At 36.7% G+C, this 3,131-nt stretch carries 5 protein-coding genes; 1 reads left to right on the top strand and 4 read right to left on the bottom strand.

The window, feature by feature from the left end:
- The 4 genes from PAT01_RS19785 to PAT01_RS19770 all read right to left on the bottom strand — a co-directional run.
- A partial coding sequence (locus PAT01_RS19785; RefSeq protein ID WP_154946048.1) for a hypothetical protein occupies positions 1 to 319 on the bottom strand: 319 nt, incomplete at its 3' end.
- A 55-nt stretch (positions 320 to 374) separates the two neighbouring features.
- Positions 375 to 1,277, bottom strand: a complete 903-nt coding sequence (locus PAT01_RS19780) for a cation diffusion facilitator family transporter (protein WP_004588886.1) — start codon at positions 1,275 to 1,277, stop codon at positions 375 to 377.
- Entirely contained in the window at positions 1,264 to 1,995 is a 732-nt protein-coding gene (locus PAT01_RS19775; RefSeq protein WP_004588887.1) for a transglutaminase-like domain-containing protein, read from the bottom strand. The genes PAT01_RS19780 and PAT01_RS19775 overlap by 14 nt, the downstream gene beginning before the upstream one ends.
- A gap of 55 nt (positions 1,996 to 2,050) precedes the next feature.
- Positions 2,051 to 2,665, bottom strand: a complete 615-nt coding sequence (locus PAT01_RS19770) for a cation efflux transmembrane domain-containing protein (protein ID WP_004588888.1) — start codon at positions 2,663 to 2,665, stop codon at positions 2,051 to 2,053.
- Positions 2,666 to 2,742: 77 nt separating this feature from the next.
- On the opposite strand from PAT01_RS19770, the gene PAT01_RS19765 reads away from it, so the two are divergent.
- Positions 2,743 to 3,131: Cd(II)/Pb(II)-responsive transcriptional regulator (locus PAT01_RS19765; protein ID WP_154946047.1), on the top strand; the 389-nt coding region annotated here is incomplete at its 3' end.

Genomic DNA, 3,131 nt, shown 5'->3' with positions numbered 1-3,131 from the left:
GAAAGGTACTTGTTTGATCAATTTGATAAGGAGTTTTATTGATAATATTTAGCTTACCATCGACATTTGAATTACTGACTAAAATCCAAGATAAATGGCTGCCACTGCAATGTCCGCAGTGATGACAATCCTTTACATCGTGCTGTTCATCATCTGTATTATCATTTAAAACATTTCGATCATCTGCATGATCATGTTGAATTTGAAGGTGCTCTATATCTATCTGGTGATTCTCAGGTGTTGCGGATACAACAGCAGTTAACGATTGCAAAACAATCGAAACGACTAATAGTATTTTTAACGCAACATTGAATTTCAAAATAAACACCTACTTAAATATGAAAAATTATAATATCAAAAAAAGGTTTTCTAAACTAGCCATGCGCATGTTTTTCATGCTCGTCACGGCAAGTTTCTTGAGGAAACTCAAACTCAATGGTTGTATGAGATAAATTATAAGAAGAAAGTTCCTTAGCCACTTGTTGTTTTAGCCTAATTAATTTATCAACCTCAAAGTTATGGGCTAACTCTAGGTGAGCAGTTAATACGTGACTTTCCCCGTCTAATGACCAAAAGTGCATATGATGAATCCCATTAATTTCAGGTATAGCCTTTATCGCTTTTTCAATATTATTCTGCACTTCTTCATCAGGTGTAGCTTGAAGAAATAGTGCCAATGTTGTTTTCAGGTTTTTCAAAACGTTAAACAATATAAACAGTGTAAAGCCTATAGAAAGCAAAGGATCTAATATTGGTAGATCTACAAAAAGCAGCACGATAGAAACAATTAGGACTGCAACCCAGCCAAGTACGTCTTCAAGCAAATGCCACGTAAGTACTTTTTCGTTCAGCGTTTTACCCGCTTTTAGTTTAAATACTGCATACCCATTAACAGCAACCCCAAGTAATGCAAGACCCAACATTCCTTCAGCCATTGGCATTTCAGGATTAGATAATCTTGGTATTGCTTCAAATAGCACCCAGACAGAACCAATAACTAATACAATACTGTTAATTAATGCGCCAAACAGGGTAAGACGACGATAGCCATAGCTAAATCTATCGGATGCTTCTTTATCCGAGAAACGACTCAGTATCCAAGCGAATCCTATAGATAAACTGTCACCCAGGTCATGTACAGCATCAGCCATAATAGCGGTACTGTTGGTTAGCCAACCACCAATAAATTCGATAATAGTAAATGAAACATTAAGGAAAAATGTCCAACCTATACGGTCGTCTTTTCCATGCGAATGGCTATGGCTATGATTGTGCATTTTCCACCTCAAGAACTTTTAAATTTCTTACATTGACTACGTTAAAATTGATAAAGTGACGGATCACTCGTTGATACATCCAACGTTTGATTCCTGATAAGTTAGTTCCTTTTTCGAGATAAAACTCATCAGGGGAATTATAAACACCAAAATCATCATGAATACCTTCTTTTTGTATATAGGTATCTTGACCACGCCAATCTGTATCTGGCGAAGAGAAACACTTTGTTGCAACACCATAACCACAAAATTCGTTTTTTATTTGACTAAATTTGTGCTGTAGTGAACTTAAATATTGTTCATCTAATATAAAGCCTTCTAAGTTTATCCAACGATCCTTGAAATAAACTTCAATCCAACTATGAATGATATATTTAGGTGCTAACCAAAATACATAAGTTGGAATAGCTCCTTTTTGTAATCGCTGCTCAATAGTAAAGCCGTGAAAACGACATTGAATACCTAATCCTCGTAACAAAGCCATCAGCAAGTTACCCTTGGTATTGCATTGTCCGTAACCATCGGCTAAAACACTGCTTGCTGAAATATCATCACTCTCATTGTAACCAAATAATATTTCATCTTTAACAAATTGGTAGGCTGCACCAATTTTGTTGAAGTCATCGAGTTCTTGCCAATTACGCTCAGAAATTAATGATTGAATTGTAGAGTGTTCAAAATTTACTATCTTGGTTTTTTCTAGATATTTGCTATTCATTGATGTTTCCTTACTTTGAACAACCAAAGGTTGATTGTTTATCTTCATTTGGTGTTTAACGTGTTTTCTCAGCAACAGCTAATTCTTGTTTAGCATCGCTTAGTATTCGGTAAGCGCCTCGAAGAATTAACATTGAAATGATGCTACCAATGACGATATCAGGCCAACGCTGTTTCAGCACCATAACGAGTATGCCTGCGATAACGACACCAAGATTTGCAATTACATCATTCGCTGAAAATATCCAGCTAGCTCTCATATGTACTTCATCGTTGTTGTGCTTTCGAATAAGGATGAGACAAATCACATTTGCAACTAAAGCAACCATGCCTACGCCAATCATAAACCAAGAGTGAGGCTCACTTTCACCATACAGCCTTCTAGCAATATCCATTAGAATTAGCACGCCTAACCCCAGTTGGAAATAGCCACTCACTAAAGCAGCATTAGCCTTATGTTGGATTGACTTTCCCACCGCGTATAGTGCAATTGCATAGACGATTGCATCCGCTAGCATGTCTAACGAATCTGCAATTAAAGCCGTTGATTCTGATAACCAACCAAAGCCAATTTCAAAAACAAACATCGAGGCATTGATAGCCAGAAGCCAATAAAGCACCGTTTTTTGCTGGTTATCTTTTAGCTCAACTTCACACCCACAATCGCTCATTTTCATCTCCGATTAACTTGTATGCTCTAACTATAAATCCTATAGTGACTATAGGGTCAAGTTTATTTGGAAATTTTATGAAAATTGGTGAGTTATCGAAAACATCGGGGTATTCAGTACAAACCTTCCGATATTATGAAAAGGAGGGCTTGCTGTCAGATCCTGATCGCACTGAAGGGAATTTCAGGTTGTATTCTAATAAGGCATTTAAAGAGCTAGAGTTCGTAAAGCATTGTCGAAGTTTAGATATTCCGCTTAATGATATTAAGCGACTCATTGAATTAAAAAACAAGCCAGAGGAGAGTTGCTCTAGTGTAAATGCATTAATTGATCGGCAACTAACTTTAGTTAATCAACGAATGAAGGAATTGAATGCACTCAAAAAAGAGTTAAAACTAATGGCAAGCTCTTGCGGGTCTGACGGTACAATTGAAGTCTGTGGCATTATCAAGTCATTAGATAGTTG

Origin of the sequence: Pseudoalteromonas atlantica, from assembly GCA_007988745.1 — a bacterium.
In the GTDB taxonomy this organism is placed as follows: domain Bacteria; phylum Pseudomonadota; class Gammaproteobacteria; order Enterobacterales; family Alteromonadaceae; genus Pseudoalteromonas; species Pseudoalteromonas atlantica.
Note: the sequence above shows the minus strand (reverse complement) of the source record. Positions and strands in the feature narration are given on the sequence as shown.